14 protein-coding genes are annotated in these 15325 nt (G+C 62.0%); 5 read left to right on the top strand and 9 right to left on the bottom strand.

Annotated features, from left to right (window positions below; translation table 11 throughout):
* The first annotated feature begins 332 nt into the window (after nt 1-332).
* Nucleotides 333-1268, top strand: a complete 936-nt coding sequence (locus HBO10_RS13275; RefSeq protein ID WP_034126805.1) for a chemotaxis protein CheV — start codon at nt 333-335, stop codon at nt 1266-1268.
* A gap of 38 nt (nt 1269-1306) precedes the next feature.
* Nucleotides 1307-2113: an MOSC domain-containing protein gene (locus HBO10_RS13280; RefSeq protein ID WP_034126806.1), complete on the top strand. Its 807-nt coding sequence runs from the start codon at nt 1307-1309 to the stop codon at nt 2111-2113.
* A gap of 47 nt (nt 2114-2160) precedes the next feature.
* Here the strand turns inward: HBO10_RS13280 and HBO10_RS13285 are convergent, their stop codons facing one another.
* From HBO10_RS13285 to HBO10_RS13320, 8 genes are all read right to left on the bottom strand, one after another.
* Nucleotides 2161-2445, bottom strand: coding sequence for a pyrimidine/purine nucleoside phosphorylase (locus HBO10_RS13285; protein ID WP_003226701.1), 285 nt, complete (start codon nt 2443-2445; stop codon nt 2161-2163).
* A gap of 222 nt (nt 2446-2667) precedes the next feature.
* Nucleotides 2668-3210, bottom strand: a complete 543-nt coding sequence (locus HBO10_RS13290; RefSeq protein ID WP_019818536.1) for an exonuclease domain-containing protein — start codon at nt 3208-3210, stop codon at nt 2668-2670.
* A 74-nt stretch (nt 3211-3284) separates the two neighbouring features.
* On the bottom strand, nt 3285-5168 hold the full coding sequence (locus tag HBO10_RS13295) for an acetyl/propionyl/methylcrotonyl-CoA carboxylase subunit alpha (protein WP_034126807.1): 1884 nt from the start codon (nt 5166-5168) through the stop codon (nt 3285-3287).
* Between the two features lie 109 nt (nt 5169-5277).
* Nucleotides 5278-6039, bottom strand: coding sequence for an enoyl-CoA hydratase-related protein (locus tag HBO10_RS13300; RefSeq protein WP_034126808.1), 762 nt, complete (start codon nt 6037-6039; stop codon nt 5278-5280).
* Nucleotides 6036-7193 carry a citronellyl-CoA dehydrogenase gene (gene atuD, locus HBO10_RS13305; protein ID WP_034126809.1) on the bottom strand — a complete coding sequence of 386 codons (1158 nt, stop codon included), beginning with the start codon at nt 7191-7193 and terminating at the stop codon, nt 6036-6038. The genes HBO10_RS13300 and atuD overlap by 4 nt, the downstream gene beginning before the upstream one ends.
* Nucleotides 7194-7286: 93 nt before the next feature.
* Nucleotides 7287-8900 (bottom strand): geranyl-CoA carboxylase subunit beta, encoded by a 1614-nt coding sequence (gene atuC / locus HBO10_RS13310; RefSeq protein ID WP_169922006.1) that lies wholly within the window; start codon nt 8898-8900, stop codon nt 7287-7289.
* A 4-nt stretch (nt 8901-8904) separates the two neighbouring features.
* Nucleotides 8905-9777 (bottom strand): SDR family oxidoreductase, encoded by an 873-nt coding sequence (locus tag HBO10_RS13315; RefSeq protein WP_034126811.1) that lies wholly within the window; start codon nt 9775-9777, stop codon nt 8905-8907.
* Between the two features lie 12 nt (nt 9778-9789).
* On the bottom strand, nt 9790-11568 hold the full coding sequence (locus tag HBO10_RS13320) for an acyclic terpene utilization AtuA family protein (protein WP_034126812.1): 1779 nt from the start codon (nt 11566-11568) through the stop codon (nt 9790-9792).
* A gap of 153 nt (nt 11569-11721) precedes the next feature.
* On the opposite strand from HBO10_RS13320, the gene HBO10_RS13325 reads away from it, so the two are divergent.
* Both HBO10_RS13325 and HBO10_RS13330 read left to right on the top strand, forming a co-directional pair.
* On the top strand, nt 11722-12345 hold the full coding sequence (locus HBO10_RS13325; RefSeq protein ID WP_034126813.1) for a TetR/AcrR family transcriptional regulator: 624 nt from the start codon (nt 11722-11724) through the stop codon (nt 12343-12345).
* A 92-nt stretch (nt 12346-12437) separates the two neighbouring features.
* Nucleotides 12438-13226 (top strand): transporter substrate-binding domain-containing protein, encoded by a 789-nt coding sequence (locus tag HBO10_RS13330; protein WP_034126814.1) that lies wholly within the window; start codon nt 12438-12440, stop codon nt 13224-13226.
* 466 nt (nt 13227-13692) lie between these two features.
* Here HBO10_RS13330 and HBO10_RS13335 read toward each other — a convergent pair whose 3' ends face one another.
* Nucleotides 13693-14244, bottom strand: a complete 552-nt coding sequence (locus tag HBO10_RS13335) for an RNA polymerase factor sigma-70 (RefSeq protein ID WP_032904207.1) — start codon at nt 14242-14244, stop codon at nt 13693-13695.
* Nucleotides 14245-14545: 301 nt separating this feature from the next.
* On the opposite strand from HBO10_RS13335, the gene HBO10_RS13340 reads away from it, so the two are divergent.
* Nucleotides 14546-15298, top strand: a complete 753-nt coding sequence (locus HBO10_RS13340) for an alpha/beta fold hydrolase (RefSeq protein WP_034128165.1) — start codon at nt 14546-14548, stop codon at nt 15296-15298.
* The last annotated feature ends 27 nt before the right edge of the window (nt 15299-15325 follow it).

A 15325-nucleotide genomic window follows, 5' to 3' on the forward strand; every position in this document is an offset into this window, starting at 1 on the left:
AGGGCTTGGGTGGGCAAACAAAAGCCTGACTCCATTCATGCAATGAGAATGGCGTCACATTAATGGCTATTAGATATCGCGAATATCAGGTTGGGCCTGATTGCGTATAGGGGAATCCCCTATGTGGTGGAACTGCACGTCAATTCGACTGTCGCGCAAGGCGGCTTGATAGAGCATCAAGGGCCCAAGCAGTAAAGCATGATGTCAGTGTGACATCAATGGATTTACATGGCATTTTATTGGGGTCAAGGTCCGGCGCTTGCCGCCGATAACGTGCTTATACAGCTGCATACCCTTTCGCGCGCCTGCGGCGTGTACACCAGGAGCTTTTAATGGCCGGCATTCTCGACACGGTAGATCAACGCACGCAATTGGTGGGTGAGAATCGCCTGGAAATTCTCATGTTCCGCCTCTTCGGACGGCAGTTGTTCGCGATCAACGTGTTCAAAGTGCAGGAAGTGCTGCAGTTGCCCAAGCTGACCCTGATGCCCCAGCGCCACCCGTTCGTGTGTGGGGTGGTCAACCTGCGTGGCCAGACCCTGCCGGTGATCGATCTGTCCCAGGCCATCGGCATGCGTCCTTTGGTGCCGGGCCCCAACAGCACCATTATCGTCACCGAATATAATCGCTCGGTGCAGGCGTTCCTGGTGGGCGGTGTCGACCGCATCGTCAACATGAACTGGGAAGCCATCCTGCCGCCGCCGACCAGCGCCGGTCGCCAGCACTACCTCACCGCCATCAGCAAGGTCGATGAGCAACTGGTGGAAATCATCGACGTGGAAAAAGTCCTCGCCGAGATCGTGCCCTACAACGCCAAGGTCTCCCGGGACAAACTTGAAGACCCGGTGCTGGAGCGTGCCCGTGGCCGCGAAGTGCTTCTGGTGGATGATTCCAACGTGGCGTTGTCGCAGTTGCGTGACACCCTGGGCCAGTTGGGCGTGAAGATGCACGTCGCCAGCGACGGTCTCAAGGCACTGAACATGCTCAAGGCCTGGGCCGACAGCGGCCAGGTGATGACCGACAAACTGCTGATGATCTTCACCGACGCCGAAATGCCCGAGATGGATGGCTACCGTCTCACTACCGAAATCCGCAACGACCCGCGCCTGCGTGGTCTGTACGTGGTGATGCACACCTCGCTGTCGGGCAGCTTCAATGACTCGATGGTCAAAAAGGTCGGCTGCGACAATTTCCTCTCCAAATTCCAGCCGGACAAGCTGGTGGACGTGGTACGCCAGCGACTGATGTTGGACGAAATGCCCGCCTGACTTTAGGATGACACTTTGTTTCCTAGGAAGGCAGGCCCATGCTGCGTCTCAGCGCGTTGTACCGTTACCCCTTGAAGTCCGGCAAGGCCGAAGCCTTGCAGCAGATTGGCCTGGATAAACTCGGGTTGGACGGGGATCGACGCTGGATGCTGGTGGATGAAGCCAGCGGGCGGTTCCTGACGCAACGGGCCGTGGCGAAGATGAGCCAGCTCTCGGCGTTGTGGAACAGCAGCGGGGGCCTGACCCTGAGTTCGCCGGGCTACGCGTCTTTGGATGTGGCATTGCCGGGCAGCGCCGGCGAACTGCGTGGTGTGACCATCTGGCGCGACACCCTGCGTGTGCCGGATGCTGGCGATGAGGCCGCGGCCTGGGTCAGTGCATTCATTGGCAAGCCGACGCGCTTGGTGCAACTGCCCCTGGAACGTGCGCGCACCACCGAAGCCGGGTATGGCAAGGATGACGACAAGGTCGGCTTCGCTGACGGCTACCCGTTGCTGTTGATCGGCCAGGGCTCCCTCGACGACTTGTGTGAAAAGATCGGCCGCCCGATGGAGATGCTGCGTTTTCGTCCCAACCTGGTCATCGAGGGCGCCGAGGCTTTCGCCGAAGACGGCTGGAAGCGCTTGCGCATCGGCGACGTGGAGTTTCGGGTGGTCAAGCCGTGCTCGCGGTGCATCCTCACCACAGTCGACCCCCAGACCGGTGAGCGCAGCCCCGACCGCGAGCCTTTCGCGACGCTGGAAACCTACCGCAAGACCGAAAAGGGCGCGATGTTCGGCCAGAACCTGGTCAACGATGGCATCGGGCGCCTGGAAGTCGGCATGCCGGTAACGGTGCTGGAATAAAAAAGCCCGTCTCGTGGGAGACGGGCTTTTTGTGTGCCGGGTACCGCTTAGCCGCGGTATTCACACAGGTAGGCGGTGTCCACCGCAACCTTCAACTGGAACTTGCTGTTGGCCGGTACGTTGAACTGGCTGCCGGCAGCGAAGGTTTCCCAGTCGCTGCTGTCGGGCAGCTTCACGGTCAGGGCGCCGGAGACCACGTGCATGATTTCACGTTGGGCGGTGCCGAATTCGTATTCACCCGGAGCCATCACGCCGATGGTCGCCGGCCCTTCTGCGGTGCCGAAAGCGATCGACTTGACGGTGCCGTCGAAGTACTCGTTGACTTTGAACATGGGTGAATCCTCGGAAAAGATGGATGCTTACGCTCATCACTGCAGGCGCGGGCTTCTGTGGCGAGGGAGCTTGCTCCCGTTGACTGCGTAGCAGTCCCCGTTTTTTGGGGGAGCTTCGCACCCCAGCGCAAGCAAGCTTGCTCGCCACAGGATTTCGTTGGTGCAGGTGGGCAGCATCAAAGGAAAATGGCTGGCCAGTATGCCCAAGGCTGTGGACGCTGCCTAGACCGGCAATATCAGCGGCAGCAGGCGTGCGGTGTTGCGTGCATCCTCCAGGGCGCGATGCTGCTGGCCATTGAACTGCATTCCGGCCAATTGCAGCGCACCATTGAGCCCCAGCGGCTTGTCCAGGCGCCGGGCCTTGGCAAAGCGTTGCTTGAGGTTCACATGCGGCGTATCGCCCAGGGCGCTGGCGAGGCCATGGCGCTGCCACTCCAGCTCAAGCTGCACGCGATCATAGTCACCCCAACTGGCCCAGCCTTCCAGGCGTGGCTGATGTTGGCCCAGCCAGCGCTCGAACAGCGGCCACACCTCGGTGATCGGCGCGGCCATGTCGATATTGGCCTGGGTGATATGGGTGAGTTTGCGGCAAAAGGGTGTCAGCAATGGCCGGCGCAAGGGCCGCACAAAGCGCTGGAAGTGGTCCAGTTCGCGGCCCTGGCGGTTGACCAGGCTGGCGCCGATCTCGATGACTTCCATCTCTGTCACGGGCCAGCCGCCGTCATCCGTTGTGGCTTCAAGGTCAATAATCAGCCAATGAGGCATGTGCAGGTTCCCGTACTCGTCCCTTCCTGATGGGGATAGAGCGTAGCCCGGCCCTGTAGTTCCGCCTAGGGGCGTTATTCGATCTCCAGCAAAACCTGACGGTTGCGCACCTGGTCGCCCGTCATGACGCGCATCTCCTTGACGGTGCCATCGATGCCGGCCTTCAACGGGTGCTCCATTTTCATCGCTTCGAGCACCAGCAACAGTTGGCCTTTGCTGACGGTCTCACCGACGCACACCCGTATATCGACGATGGCGCCGTCCATGGGCGCCTGGACCGTGCCGCTGCTGGCGTCGGCCTGGCGGCTGGCGACTTGCTGGGTGCGGTCTGTGACGGTCAGCCCTGGTAGCCATAGCCGGTTGCCGTCCAGGTGATAAGCGATGCGGCGGCGGACCCCCTTGATGACGAGGCTGGCGTGACGGCCGTCGGTGGTGAGTTGCAGGTCGTCAACGCTGACGCTGTGGAGTTGGCCGTTGGCCTCCAGACGGTACGTTACGGGGACACTCGCCGTATTGCGCCAGCGCGCAAGTGTTTGGGTGTGCTGGTTGGCGCTGTGTTGATAAAACAGCGCGGCGGCCAGCTTGAGCTGTTCAGCGGTCGCCGTTTGCTGTGGGATGACGCTGAAGTGTTCGGCGATCAACCCCGTGCTGAAGTCGCCATTGATAAAGTCCGGGTGCTTGAGCAGGTCGATGAGCAAACGCTGGTTGGTCGCCACGCCCAGCAATACGCTGTCTTCCACGGCCCGCAGCAGTTTTCGCCGGGCTTCTTCGCGGCTGGCGCCGTGGGCGATGATCTTGCCCAGCATCGGGTCGTAGAACGGGCTGACGGTTTGGCCTTCAAGCAATCCATGGTCGATGCGTACGCCGGGGGCTGGTTCCCAACGCAACACGTCACCGGTTTGCGGCAGGAAGCCCTGGGCCGGGTCTTCGGCGTACAGGCGTACTTCCATGGCGTGGCCGGTCAGGGTCACCTGTGATTGGGTGAGTGGCAGCGGTTGGCCGGCGGCGATCTGCAACTGCCAGTCCACCAGGTCGAGGCCGGTAATTATCTCGGTGACGGGGTGTTCGACTTGCAGGCGCGTGTTCATTTCCAGGAAATAAAACTGGCCGTTGCGGTCGAGCAGAAACTCCACGGTGCCGGCACCTACATAGCTCACCGCCCGCCCGGCCTTGAGCGCGGCTTCGCCCATGGCCTGGCGCAGATCGGGCGTCATCACGGGGCAGGGCGCTTCTTCAATGACTTTCTGATGGCGGCGCTGTATCGAACAGTCGCGTTCGCCGAGGTAAATGAGGTTGCCATGGCTGTCGCCGAACAGCTGCACTTCCACGTGGCGCGGGTCGATCAGCGCCTGTTCGAGGATCAGCTCGTCGCTGCCGAACGCATTCATGGCTTCCGAGCGTGCGGTGCGCAGTTGCTCCAGCAGCTGTTCGCGCTGGTGCACCAGGCGCATGCCACGCCCACCGCCGCCGGCGCTGGCCTTGATCATCAGTGGGAAGCCGATGCGTTCGGCTTCCCGTTGCAGGGTGGCATCGTCCTGGGCACTGCCTTGATAGCCGGCGATGCAAGGTACGCCGGCGTCGAGCATGGCGAGTTTGGACAGGCGTTTGCTGCCCATCAGTTCGATCGCCTCGGCGCTGGGGCCGATGAAGGTGAGCGTGGCCTGCTGGCAGGCGCGGGCGAAGTCGGGGTTTTCCGAGAGGAAGCCGTAGCCGGGGTGAATGGCGTCGGCGCCGGTCAGTTGGGCGGCGGCGAGGATGGCCTCTGTGTTCAGGTAGGACTGCTGTACGGGCGCTGGGCCGATGTGTACGGCTTCGTCGGCCATCTGTACGTGCAGGGCATCGGTATCCGCGTCGCTGTACACGGCCACGGTGCGGTAGCCGAGGGCCTGGGCAGTGCGCTGGATGCGGCAGGCGATTTCGCCGCGGTTGGCGATCAGGATCTTGGTGAATGCGGGCATTGGGTTATCCCTTGGTGGATGTGGCGTGTGTTGGGGCCTCTTCGCAGGCAAGCCAGCTCCCACATTTGAAATGTCTCCCCCTGTGGGAGCTGGCTTGCCTGCGATGGCGTCATCGAGTCCAACTCGGCTTTCGCTTCTGCACAAACGCCTGCGTCCCCTCAACCCCTTCTTCACTCCTCACCGCCTCGGCAAACCACTGCGCCCCGCGATCCAGCACGGCCTCAAGGGGCTCATCCACACTGGCCAGCAACAGCGCTTTAGTCCGTGCGTTCGCCCCCGGCGCACACTGCAACACCTGCCCCAATACCTCATCCACCCGCTGCGCCAATGCCTGGGCGTCGTGCTCGACAAAATGCACCACTCCCAGCCGCCCAGCCTCCACCCCATCAAACCGCGCCGCTGTCAGCGCCAGGCGCCGCGTGTGGGTGAGGCCAATACGCTTAACCACAAACGGCGCAATCTGCGCCGGCAACAAGCCCAGGCGGGTCTCGGGCAAGCCGAACTGCGCCTGGCCCTCTGCAATCGCAATATCACTCACGCACGCCAGCCCGAACCCACCGCCCAGCACCGCGCCTTGCAGCACCGCGATCACCACGGGTGTCAGTGCCTGCACCTCTTGCAGCAAGGTGCCAAATGCGCGGTTCAACGCTTGCAGTTGATCCCCCGCGCTGACCAGATCCTTCACATCGGCCCCCGCGCAAAAATGCCCGCCCGCGCCGCTGATCACCACGGCGCGCACCTGGCTGTCCAACTGCGCCAGTACCGCGCGCAGCTCATTGACCATTTCAAGGCTCATTGCATTGCGGCATTCGGGCCGGTTGAGGGTGATATGCAGCACGCCGTTGTGGGCTTCTAGCAGCAAGGTGTTCATGGTTTTTTACCGGGCAGGGTGCCCATCAGTTTGCAGATGATGCCCAGCATGATTTCGTCGGCACCGCCGCCAATCGACACCAGGCGCACGTCGCGATAGGCGCGGGCTACCGGGTTGTCCCACATGAAGCCCATGCCGCCCCAATATTGCAGGCAACTGTCGCTGACCTCACGGCCCAGGCGCCCGGCCTTGAGTTTGGCCATGGAGGCCAGCCGCGTGACATCCTGGCCCTTGATGTACTGCTCGGTGGCCTGGTAGACCAAGGCGCGCAGGCATTCGATTTCGGTGGCCAGTTCCGCCAGGCGGAAGTGGATTACTTGGTTGTCGATCAACGCCTTGCCGAAGGTTTGGCGCTCCTTGCAGTATTCGATGGTGCTGTCGATGCAGTACTCCAGGCCCTTGATCATATTGGCCGCGCCAAACAGGCGTTCCTCCTGGAACTGCAACATCTGCATCATGAAGCCCGCGCCTTCGTGGCCGATGCGGTTGCGTTGCGGTACGCGCACGCCGTCGAAAAACACCTGGGCGGTCTCGGAGCTGTGCATGCCGAGTTTTTCCAACGGCGGGCTGACGCTGATGCCGGGGCTGTTCATCGGCACCATGATCAGGGATTTGTTGATGTGCGGCTTGTCGTCCGAGGTGTTGGCCAGCAGGCAGATGAAGTCAGCGCTGGGCGAATTGGTGATCCACATCTTGCTGCCATTGATCACGTAGTCGTCGCCGTCCTTGCGCGCATGGGTCTTGAGCCCGGCCACGTCGGAGCCGGCGGCGGTTTCCGAGACGCCGATGCAGCCCACCTGTTCGCCGCTGATGGCCGGGCGCAGGAACTCTTCGCGCAGTTCATCGGAGCCGAAGCGCGCCAGGGCCGGGGTGCACATATCGGTCTGCACGCCGATGGACATGGGGATGCCGCCGCAGCGGATGGTGCCGAACTCTTCGGCGGCGACAATGGAGTAGCTGTAGTCCAGGCCCATGCCGCCGAATTTTTCCGGTTTGGAGATGCCCAGCAGGCCGAGGTCGCCGGCCTTGCGGAAGATTTCGTGAATGGGAAAGCGCCCGGCTTTTTCCCATTCATCCACGTACGGGTTGATCTCGCGGTCGACGAAGGCGCGCACGGTGCGGCGCAGTTCCTGGTGTTCCTGGGTGAAGATCATTTTTATTGTTCTCCCTGTTGGGACGCGGAGCGTCCTGGTTTGCATTCCCACGCGGAGCGTGGGAACGATCACCCACGTGGAGCGTGGGAACGATCAGCGCGCCACGCCAAAGCTGTTCGGTTGCAGTTGCCGCAGTTCGGCTTCGTGACAGATATCCAGCACAAACCCGAGCAAGGTGCGGGTATCCCGTGGATCAATCAGCCCGTCGTCCCACAGGTTGGCGCTGCTGTAGAGGGCGGTGGACTGGCTGTCGAGCTTCTGCGCGGTGACCTGTTCGAGCATGTCGAGCACCTTGGGGGCGGGCACCAGGCCGTCCTTGAGTTGCTTGGCCTCGGTGACAATGCGCAGCACCTTGCCCGCTTGTGCGCCGCCCATCACCGCGGTGCGGCTGTTGGGCCAGGCGAAGATAAAGCGCGGGTCCAGGCCGCGGCCGCACATTGCGTAGTTGCCGGCACCGTAGGAGCCACCGACCACGATGGTGAGTTTAGGCACACGGGCATTGGCCACCGCCTGGATCATCTTCGCGCCGTGCTTGATCACCCCTTGCTGTTCCGACTCGGTGCCCACCATGAAGCCGGTGGTGTTGTGCAAAAACAGCAGCGGCGTGCGGCTTTGGTCGCACAGCTGGATAAACTGCGCGGCTTTGCTCGCGCCCTTCGGCGTGATGGGGCCGTTATTGCCGATCACTCCCACGGCGCGCCCCTGGATATGCAGATGGGCACAGACGGTGTGGGGGTCGAACTCGCCTTTGAATTCCAGCAGGTTGGAACCGTCAGCCAGGCGCGCCAAGATCTCGCGCACGTCGTAGGGTTTTTTCGGGTCATCGGGGATCAGCCCCAACAGCTCTTCAATCGGATACAGCGGTTCGCGATAAGAGCGTTGTGGCGCGTGCGGCAAGCGATCATTCCAGGGCAGCAGGCCCACAATTTCACGCACGATGCGCACGCCGTCGGCATCGTCTTGGGCCAGGTACTCAGCGGTGCCGGCGGTTTGCGCGTGCATCTGCGCACCCCCCAGTTCTTCATCGGTGGCGACTTCGCCAGTGGCGGCCTTGAGCAACGGTGGCCCGGCGAGGAACAGCTTGGCCTTGCCGCGCACCACCACCACGTAATCCGACAAGCCCGGCTGATACGCACCACCGGCCGTGGCCGAGCCGTGCACCACGGTGATCTGCGGCAAGCCCATGGCGGACATGCGTGCCTGGTTGGCAAAGCTGCGCGCGCCTTCGACGAAAATCTCGGCTGCGTAGTTGAGGTTGGCGCCGCCGCTTTCGGCGAGGGTCACCACTGGCAGTTTGTTCTCCATGGCGATCTGTTGCAGGCGCAGGGATTTTTTCAGCCCGGAGGGGGAAATGGTGCCGCCTTTGATCGCGCTGTTGTTGGCCACCACCAGCATGCGCACGCCGCTGACATAGCCGATACCAGCGATCAGCCCGCCACCGGCGGCGCTACCGTCCTTGTCGTCGTGGAGTTTGTAGCCGGCCAGACTGGCCAGCTCCAGGAAAGGCGCGCCGGGGTCCAGCAGCAGGTTGAGGCGCTCACGGGGCAGCAATTGGCCGCGCTTGTCGAACTTGGGCTTGGCTTCCTGGGCCTTGGCCAGCAGGGTGTGTTCCAGTTGGCGTAGCTGGGCAATGGACGCCAGCATGGCTTCGCGGTTTTGCGCGAACGCTGGGCTGTTAGGCTCGATCATGGTTTCAATGACTGGCATGGCGTTATTGCTCCGCCTTGAGCACATCCGGCAGGTAGGCGCGGTGGAACCCGTTGAATGGCTCGCTCGGCGCCTGCGCCTTGTGCAGCGGCCATGCGCGGCTGCCCAGGCTGGCGGCGCCGTCGATGCGCAGGGTGCTACCGCTGATAAAGGCCGCAGCCGGGCTGAGCAGGAAGACGATGGCCGCGCTGACTTCCGACTCGGTGCCGATGCGCTTGAGCGGTACATGCTCACGCAGGGTGGGAATCACCGCCTTGAACGCGCCTTCGTAGGTGTCCATGCCGCTGGAGGCAATCCAGCCAGGCGCCACGGCGTTGACGCGCACCCCGGCATAGCCCCACTCAAACGCGGCGGTCTTGGTGACGTTGTCCATGCCGGAGCGCGCCGCGCCGGAGTGGCCCATGCCGGGCATGCCGCCCCACATGTCGGCGAGCATGTTGACGATCGCGCCACCGTGCTTGCTCATCGACTGGTTGAACACTTCCCGCGCCATCAGGAAACCGCCCACCAGGTTGGTGCGCAGTACGGTTTCAAAGCCCTTCTGATTGATCGCCGCCAGTGGCGACGGGTATTGGCCGCCCGCGTTATTCACCAGGCCATGGATGGGGCCGTGGTCGTGCAGGATCTGCGTGACCAGCGCTTTCACCGCCTCTTCCTCACGAATGTCACAGGCATGCCAATGGGCGACGCCGCCATCTTCAGCAATTTCCGCCGCGACCTTCTGCAGTTTTTCTGGCTTGCGCCCCACCAGGATCACGCAGGCACCAAGGGCCGCCAGCTCATGGGCGGTGCAGCGGCCAATGCCACTGCCGCCTCCGGTGACAATCACGGTTTGCCCCTTGAACAGGTCGGCTTTGAAGATCGAGTCGAAGGCCACGGCGACGGTCCTTTAGGTGAGTTGATCGGCAATGTGTTGCGGCACGGCGATGGGGATTTCCAGCAGTTGCTGAGCGAAGGCTTTGCCTTGCGGGTCGATGCGCAGGCTGGCGATACCGCCGCCGCCCAGGGCATTCTCCAGCAGGAAATTCAGGCTGTGGCTGCCGGGCAAGTACCAGCGTTCGACGCGGCCATGGATCGGGTCGAGCACGTGGTCCATCCAGTCGACGATCACCTCCGGGGTCAGGGCTTCGGCGATCCACGGCAGGTAGTCGGGGTGGCGGGCTATCACGCCAATATTGCTATGGTTGCCCTTGTCACCAGAGCGCGCCACGGCGAGTTTCACCAGCGGCACACTGGCATCGGCACGGCCCTCCGGCTTGGCCGGCTCGATGGGCACAGCCGGCGTGAGCAGAGACGCGGAGGCGGGCAGCTCGACGGCATGACGTTGGCCTTGGTACTCGATGGCGACGCTACACCGTGATTTGTCGACCAGGAACGAAAACAGCCGAATCAGCGGATACACCGTCGGCCGCCCGCCCACAATGCCGGTCAGCCCCGGTGCCATGCCGGTGGCCGCCTGGGCGATCTCGCGAGCGAACAGCACCAGCGCCTGCTTGTTCGGATGCCGCACCGCCAGCTTCACCACCACTTCACGGCAATCCGCACGCCGGGCGTGGGCGCCGTAGGTGGCTTCGCTGCCAAGCAGTTCGATGTTGACGTCGGTGTAGGGCGCCCAGCCGCGCTGGCTGAACAGCTCCGAAGTCTTGTTGATGAGCGCCTGGCTGACCCGCTCGGCCTTGGCCACCGCGTCGATGCCGGCGAGCAGGCAACTGGCGGTGCAGCGAAAGCCATCGGGGTAAGTGGCGCTGACCTTGTACTGGTCGGTGGGTGGCAGGCCCTTGGCGCCGTGCAGGCGCACCGCGTGTTTGCCTTGTTGCTGCAGTTTGACCTGGCTGAAATCGCAGATCACGTCCGGCAGCACATAGGCGCGCGGGTCACCGATTTCATACAGCAGTTGTTCGGCCACGCTGAGTTCGCTGATCAGCCCGCCGCTGCCTTCGACCTTGTTGACGGTGAACTGGCCGTCGGCGCTGACTTCGACGATGGGGAAGCCGATGTGTTCGTAGTCGGGTACGTCACGCCAGTCGGTGAAGTTACCGCCGGTGCATTGGGCGCCGCATTCGATGATATGCCCGGCCAGGGCGGCCTGGGCCAGGTGATCGTAGTCCTGCCATGACCAATTGAATTCATGCACCAGTGCCGCGCTGACCACTGCGCTGTCGACCACCCGGCCGGTGATGACAATATCGGCGCCGAGCCCCAATGCCTGGGCAATGCCCGGTGCGCCGAGGTAGGCGTTGGCGGACACGCACAGGGGCGGCAGCGGGGCGCCGTTGTACAGGTCGGTGACAGGCGGCAGCTGTTTGAGTTGAGGGTGCAGGTCATCGCCGAGCAACACGGCGATTTTCAGCGGGATGTGGGCGTTATCGCAGGCCGCTTGCAGGGCGGCGGCGCAGGCCTGGGGGTTGATACCGCCGGCATTGCTGATCACTCGGATGCCCTGGCGCTGGATATCCGCCAGCAGGGGCGTAAGCACCTCGACAAAATCCGTGGCGTAACCGGCCTTGGGGTCTTTCAGGCGGGCACCGGCGAGGATCGACATGGTGACTTCCGCCAGGTAATCGAACACCAGGTAATCCAAGGCACCGCCCTGCACCAATTGGGCTGCGGCGGTGCAGGTGTCGCCCCAGAAGGCGCTGGCGCAGCCGATACGTACCGTCTTGCTCATGAGAAATCCTTCCTCCAAGGGCTGGTGCCGAGACTACCAAGCAAGCGCTTGGTTTGTAAACTCCAGTCACAAGTTTTACCCAAGCGCTTGCTTGGGTGGCAGTCACGGCCTAAATTGCCGGCCAAGACGACAGTAGACGTGAAGGAGAGCAGCATGGATGAGCACAAAGCCCTGGGGGTGATGCGCACCATGGTCGATGGTGGCCAATTGACCGACCCCGAGAGCGCCCGCGGCAAGTTGCTGCAAACCGCAGCTCATCTGTTTCGCAACAAGGGGTTCGAGCGCACCACTGTGCGAGATCTGGCCAGCGCCGTGGGCATCCAGTCCGGCAGCATCTTTCATCACTTCAAGAGCAAGGATGAGATATTGCGTGCGGTGATGGAGGAAACCATCCATTACAACACCGCGATGATGCGCGCTTCACTGGAAGAGGCGAGCACGGTGCGCGAACGCGTGCTGGCGCTGATCCGCTGCGAGTTGCAGTCGATCATGGGTGGCAGTGGCGAGGCCATGGCGGTGCTGGTCTACGAATGGCGCTCGCTGTCGGCCGAAGGCCAGGCGCACGTGCTGGCCCTGCGTGACGTGTATGAGCAGATCTGGTTGCAGGTACTGGGCGAGGCCAAGGCCGCTGGCTACATCCGGGGCGATGTGTTTATCACCCGGCGCTTCCTCACTGGCGCCTTGTCCTGGACCACCACCTGGTTTCGCGCCCAAGGCAGCCTGACCCTTGAAGAGTTGGCCGAAGAGGCTTTGTTGATGGTGCTGAAGTCGGACTGAGGCGCAAGTTATTAATTTGCTGGCGAAAGTTGTCTCCCCCAGTAAAAACGCCTAGCTTATCGGCATTGAACTCTTCAACGGTGCGTGCCTCGATGTTTTCGCCATGGCGGCTGGCTGCAGGACTTACTTTATGGGCACTGGGCACCGCCGCGTGGACGCCGGCCGGTGCCGCGCAGTTGGTGAGAATCGGCGCGGCGCATTTTCCGCCCTACACCGTACGCCCCGAACAAGGCGCCGACACCGGGTTGCTGCCGCAATTGGTCGAGGCGTTGAACGCTGCGCAAACCGATTACCAGTTCGTGGTGGTGCCTACCTCGATCCCCCGGCGTTTTCGTGACTTCGAGCAAGGCCGGGTCGACATGGCCATCTTCGAAAACCCGTCCTGGGGTTGGCAGAATATTGCCCATACCAGTGTTGATATGGGGCTGGAAGATGCGGAAATATTCGTTGCCCAGCGTCAACCCGGGCGCGACCAGAGCTACTTCGCCGACCTCTCCGGTAAGCGCCTGGCGGTATTCAGCGGGTATCACTATGCCTTTGCCGACTTCAATCCCGATCCCAAGAACATGGCCGAGCGTTTCAACGCGACGTTGACCTATTCCCATGACAGTAATTTGCTGATGGTTGCTCGTGGGCGTGCGGATATTGCGCTGGTTACCCGTTCGTACCTGAGTGATTTCATGGTGCGCAACGCAGACATGGCGGGGCAGTTTTTGGTGTCGGAGCGTATTGACCAGGTGTATCACCACTACGCGTTGTTGCGGCCCAAGGCACCGATCACTGGTCCGGCGTTTGCCGAACTGCTCAAGCGTCTGCGCGACAGTGGCCAGATGCTGAAGATTTTTGAGCCGTATCGTATTGATGTGACGGCGCTGCCCTGAGGTCTTAGTAAGTAAAATCCTTCGGGCTCAGTGGGATCAACTGTGGGAGCTGGCTTGCCTGCGATGACGGCCTGACAGTCAACACAGTTGGACCGTGTACATATCCATTCCTGCGGTAACGGCCACTTAGGGTTCCGCTTTTACAGCGTCTCACTTTTGAAAAGCGCAAAAGTAAGCAAAACGCTCTTGCCCCACCACTCGGCACCTCGCTTAGGCTCGGTGTGCCCGTAATCCGCCAGTGATTTGGGGGGCCGCCGCCACGCGCCATCCATGGCGCGGGGCGGCTAAACCGGCATCCCTGCCGGTTTACCCCCCAAATCCCTGTCGAATTCCGGCCAGCGTGGTTTAACGGGGCGCCTAAGATCAAAAGCCAGATCAAGATCACAAGCAGATCAAGATCAAGAGCGACTCGCTTCGCATCGTGGTTACCGTCGCAAGCCCTCACCTACAGATATCTGTGCTGCGCTCAAACCCGCCGCGCAAACGTATCACTATGACTGCCCGACACCTTGCGGCAATGCACCAGCGCATCGCGAATCATAAAGTTCACCAGCGTCGGCGACACCCCAAGCTCCTTGGCGATGTCTTTTTGCGGCACGCCATGCAAGCGGTACATCTCGAACGCGTAGCGGGTGCGCTGGGGCAGTTGCGTCAGGGCGTCGGCGATGTTTTCCAGGGTGTTGAAATTGATGTGCGAGGTTTCCGGTGAAGCGCCATGAATAACCACATTCAAGCCTTCCTCTTCGGTCCCGGAGTATTTGAGCTCCAGGGCCTGCTTGCGGTAATGATCGATCGCCAGGTTGCGCACGATCTGAAACAGATAACTCAGTTGGGCCTTGAACGATGAGGTGATGGTCGGCGCCGACTGCAGCCGGAAGTAGGCGTCCTGCACCACGTCTTCGGCGCGGGAGCGGCACCCGGTGATACGGGCCGCGATCTTCACCAAAATCAGTCGATTGTCGACGAACGCCTGGAGAAGGGGTGAATCGCACCTGCCTGTGGATACTTGTTCCGTCATGGAAATCACCTTGCTGCGAATAGGTTAGGGGAGGGCATCCCTGCTGAGGCCTCCTACATATCGGGCAACAAATTATGCTTAATGATAATGATTGTCAAATGAGAAGACGAACTAATCTTATGCCTTGGACAAAGGTGTGAACCACGTCTCGCTCGCCCCCGGCGACTAATTATTTGAAGGCTCCGTCCGTTCTCATGGGTGACAGGTTCGTTAGTACAACGGCCAAGGATCAGCACCCGCAGGAGGACCAGATGGGTTTTTATCGTGCATTCAGCGTGTTTCAGTTCGGAGTCCTCGCGGGATGAGTACGTCCCTGCGGCTGCGCCTGTTTTGCCTGCCCCACTCAGGCGCCAGCGCCTCGGTCTACGCTCGCTGGCGCCGGGTCCTGCCGGACTGGCTGCAAGTGTGCCCGCTGGAATTGCCGGGACGCGGCATGCGCATGGACGAGCCATTGCAGCGCGATATCAAGGCCTTGGCCGCGCAGCTTGCTGAAGAAATCAGCCGTGATCTCGATGGCCCCTATGCCTTGTTCGGCCACAGCCTTGGCGGGTTGTTGGCGTTTGAATTGGCTCACGCTCTGAACGCGCGCAATCTGCCCGCGCCCCTGGCGTTGTTCGCGTCCGGCACGGCGGGCCCGGCGCGTCGTGATGTGAGCGAGTACGCCGTCGAAAAGACCGATGCCCAACTCATTGCCCGGCTGCGCGAATTGCAGGGCACCGCCGAAGAAGCCCTGGCCAACCCCGAGCTGATGCAACTGATGTTGCCGATCCTGCGCGCTGATTTCCTGCTGTGCGGCAGTTTCACCTATGGCGAGCGTCAGCCTCTGACGCTGCCGATTCACGTGTTCGGTGGCAAGCAAGACAGCGTGCGTGCCGACCAGTTGCTCGACTGGCAACTCGACGCCGCCAGTGGGTTTTCCCTGGACATGTTTGACGGCCATCACTTCTTCCTCGTGCAGCACGAAAGCGCCGTGCTGCGCTGCGTGCGTCGCTATGCCGACGAGCACTTGGCGCGCTGGCGCATTGGCGCGGCGCGGCAGCTCGTCGCCGGCTGAACCCCACCGACTTCCCGAATTTCCCGT

Source organism: Pseudomonas sp. WS 5503 (assembly GCF_012985385.1).
GTDB lineage: Bacteria > Pseudomonadota > Gammaproteobacteria > Pseudomonadales > Pseudomonadaceae > Aquipseudomonas > Aquipseudomonas paracarnis.

What these genes read in the sequence shown, in the direction of transcription:
- HBO10_RS13325 (WP_034126813.1), top strand. Translation starts at nt 11,722, where the DNA reads ATGGATGAGCACAAAGCCCTGGGGGTGATGCGCACCATGGTCGATGGT.
- HBO10_RS13340 (WP_034128165.1), top strand. Translation starts at nt 14,546, where the DNA reads ATGAGTACGTCCCTGCGGCTGCGCCTGTTTTGCCTGCCCCACTCAGGC.
- HBO10_RS13295 (WP_034126807.1), bottom strand. Translation starts at nt 5,168, where the DNA reads ATGCCCGCATTCACCAAGATCCTGATCGCCAACCGCGGCGAAATCGCC.
- HBO10_RS13285 (WP_003226701.1), bottom strand. Translation starts at nt 2,445, where the DNA reads ATGTTCAAAGTCAACGAGTACTTCGACGGCACCGTCAAGTCGATCGCT.
- HBO10_RS13300 (WP_034126808.1), bottom strand. Translation starts at nt 6,039, where the DNA reads ATGAACACCTTGCTGCTAGAAGCCCACAACGGCGTGCTGCATATCACC.
- HBO10_RS13320 (WP_034126812.1), bottom strand. Translation starts at nt 11,568, where the DNA reads ATGAGCAAGACGGTACGTATCGGCTGCGCCAGCGCCTTCTGGGGCGAC.
- HBO10_RS13275 (WP_034126805.1), top strand. Translation starts at nt 333, where the DNA reads ATGGCCGGCATTCTCGACACGGTAGATCAACGCACGCAATTGGTGGGT.
- HBO10_RS13330 (WP_034126814.1), top strand. Translation starts at nt 12,438, where the DNA reads ATGTTTTCGCCATGGCGGCTGGCTGCAGGACTTACTTTATGGGCACTG.
- atuD (WP_034126809.1), bottom strand. Translation starts at nt 7,193, where the DNA reads ATGATCTTCACCCAGGAACACCAGGAACTGCGCCGCACCGTGCGCGCC.
- HBO10_RS13280 (WP_034126806.1), top strand. Translation starts at nt 1,307, where the DNA reads ATGCTGCGTCTCAGCGCGTTGTACCGTTACCCCTTGAAGTCCGGCAAG.
- atuC (WP_169922006.1), bottom strand. Translation starts at nt 8,900, where the DNA reads ATGCCAGTCATTGAAACCATGATCGAGCCTAACAGCCCAGCGTTCGCG.
- HBO10_RS13290 (WP_019818536.1), bottom strand. Translation starts at nt 3,210, where the DNA reads ATGCCTCATTGGCTGATTATTGACCTTGAAGCCACAACGGATGACGGC.
- HBO10_RS13335 (WP_032904207.1), bottom strand. Translation starts at nt 14,244, where the DNA reads ATGACGGAACAAGTATCCACAGGCAGGTGCGATTCACCCCTTCTCCAG.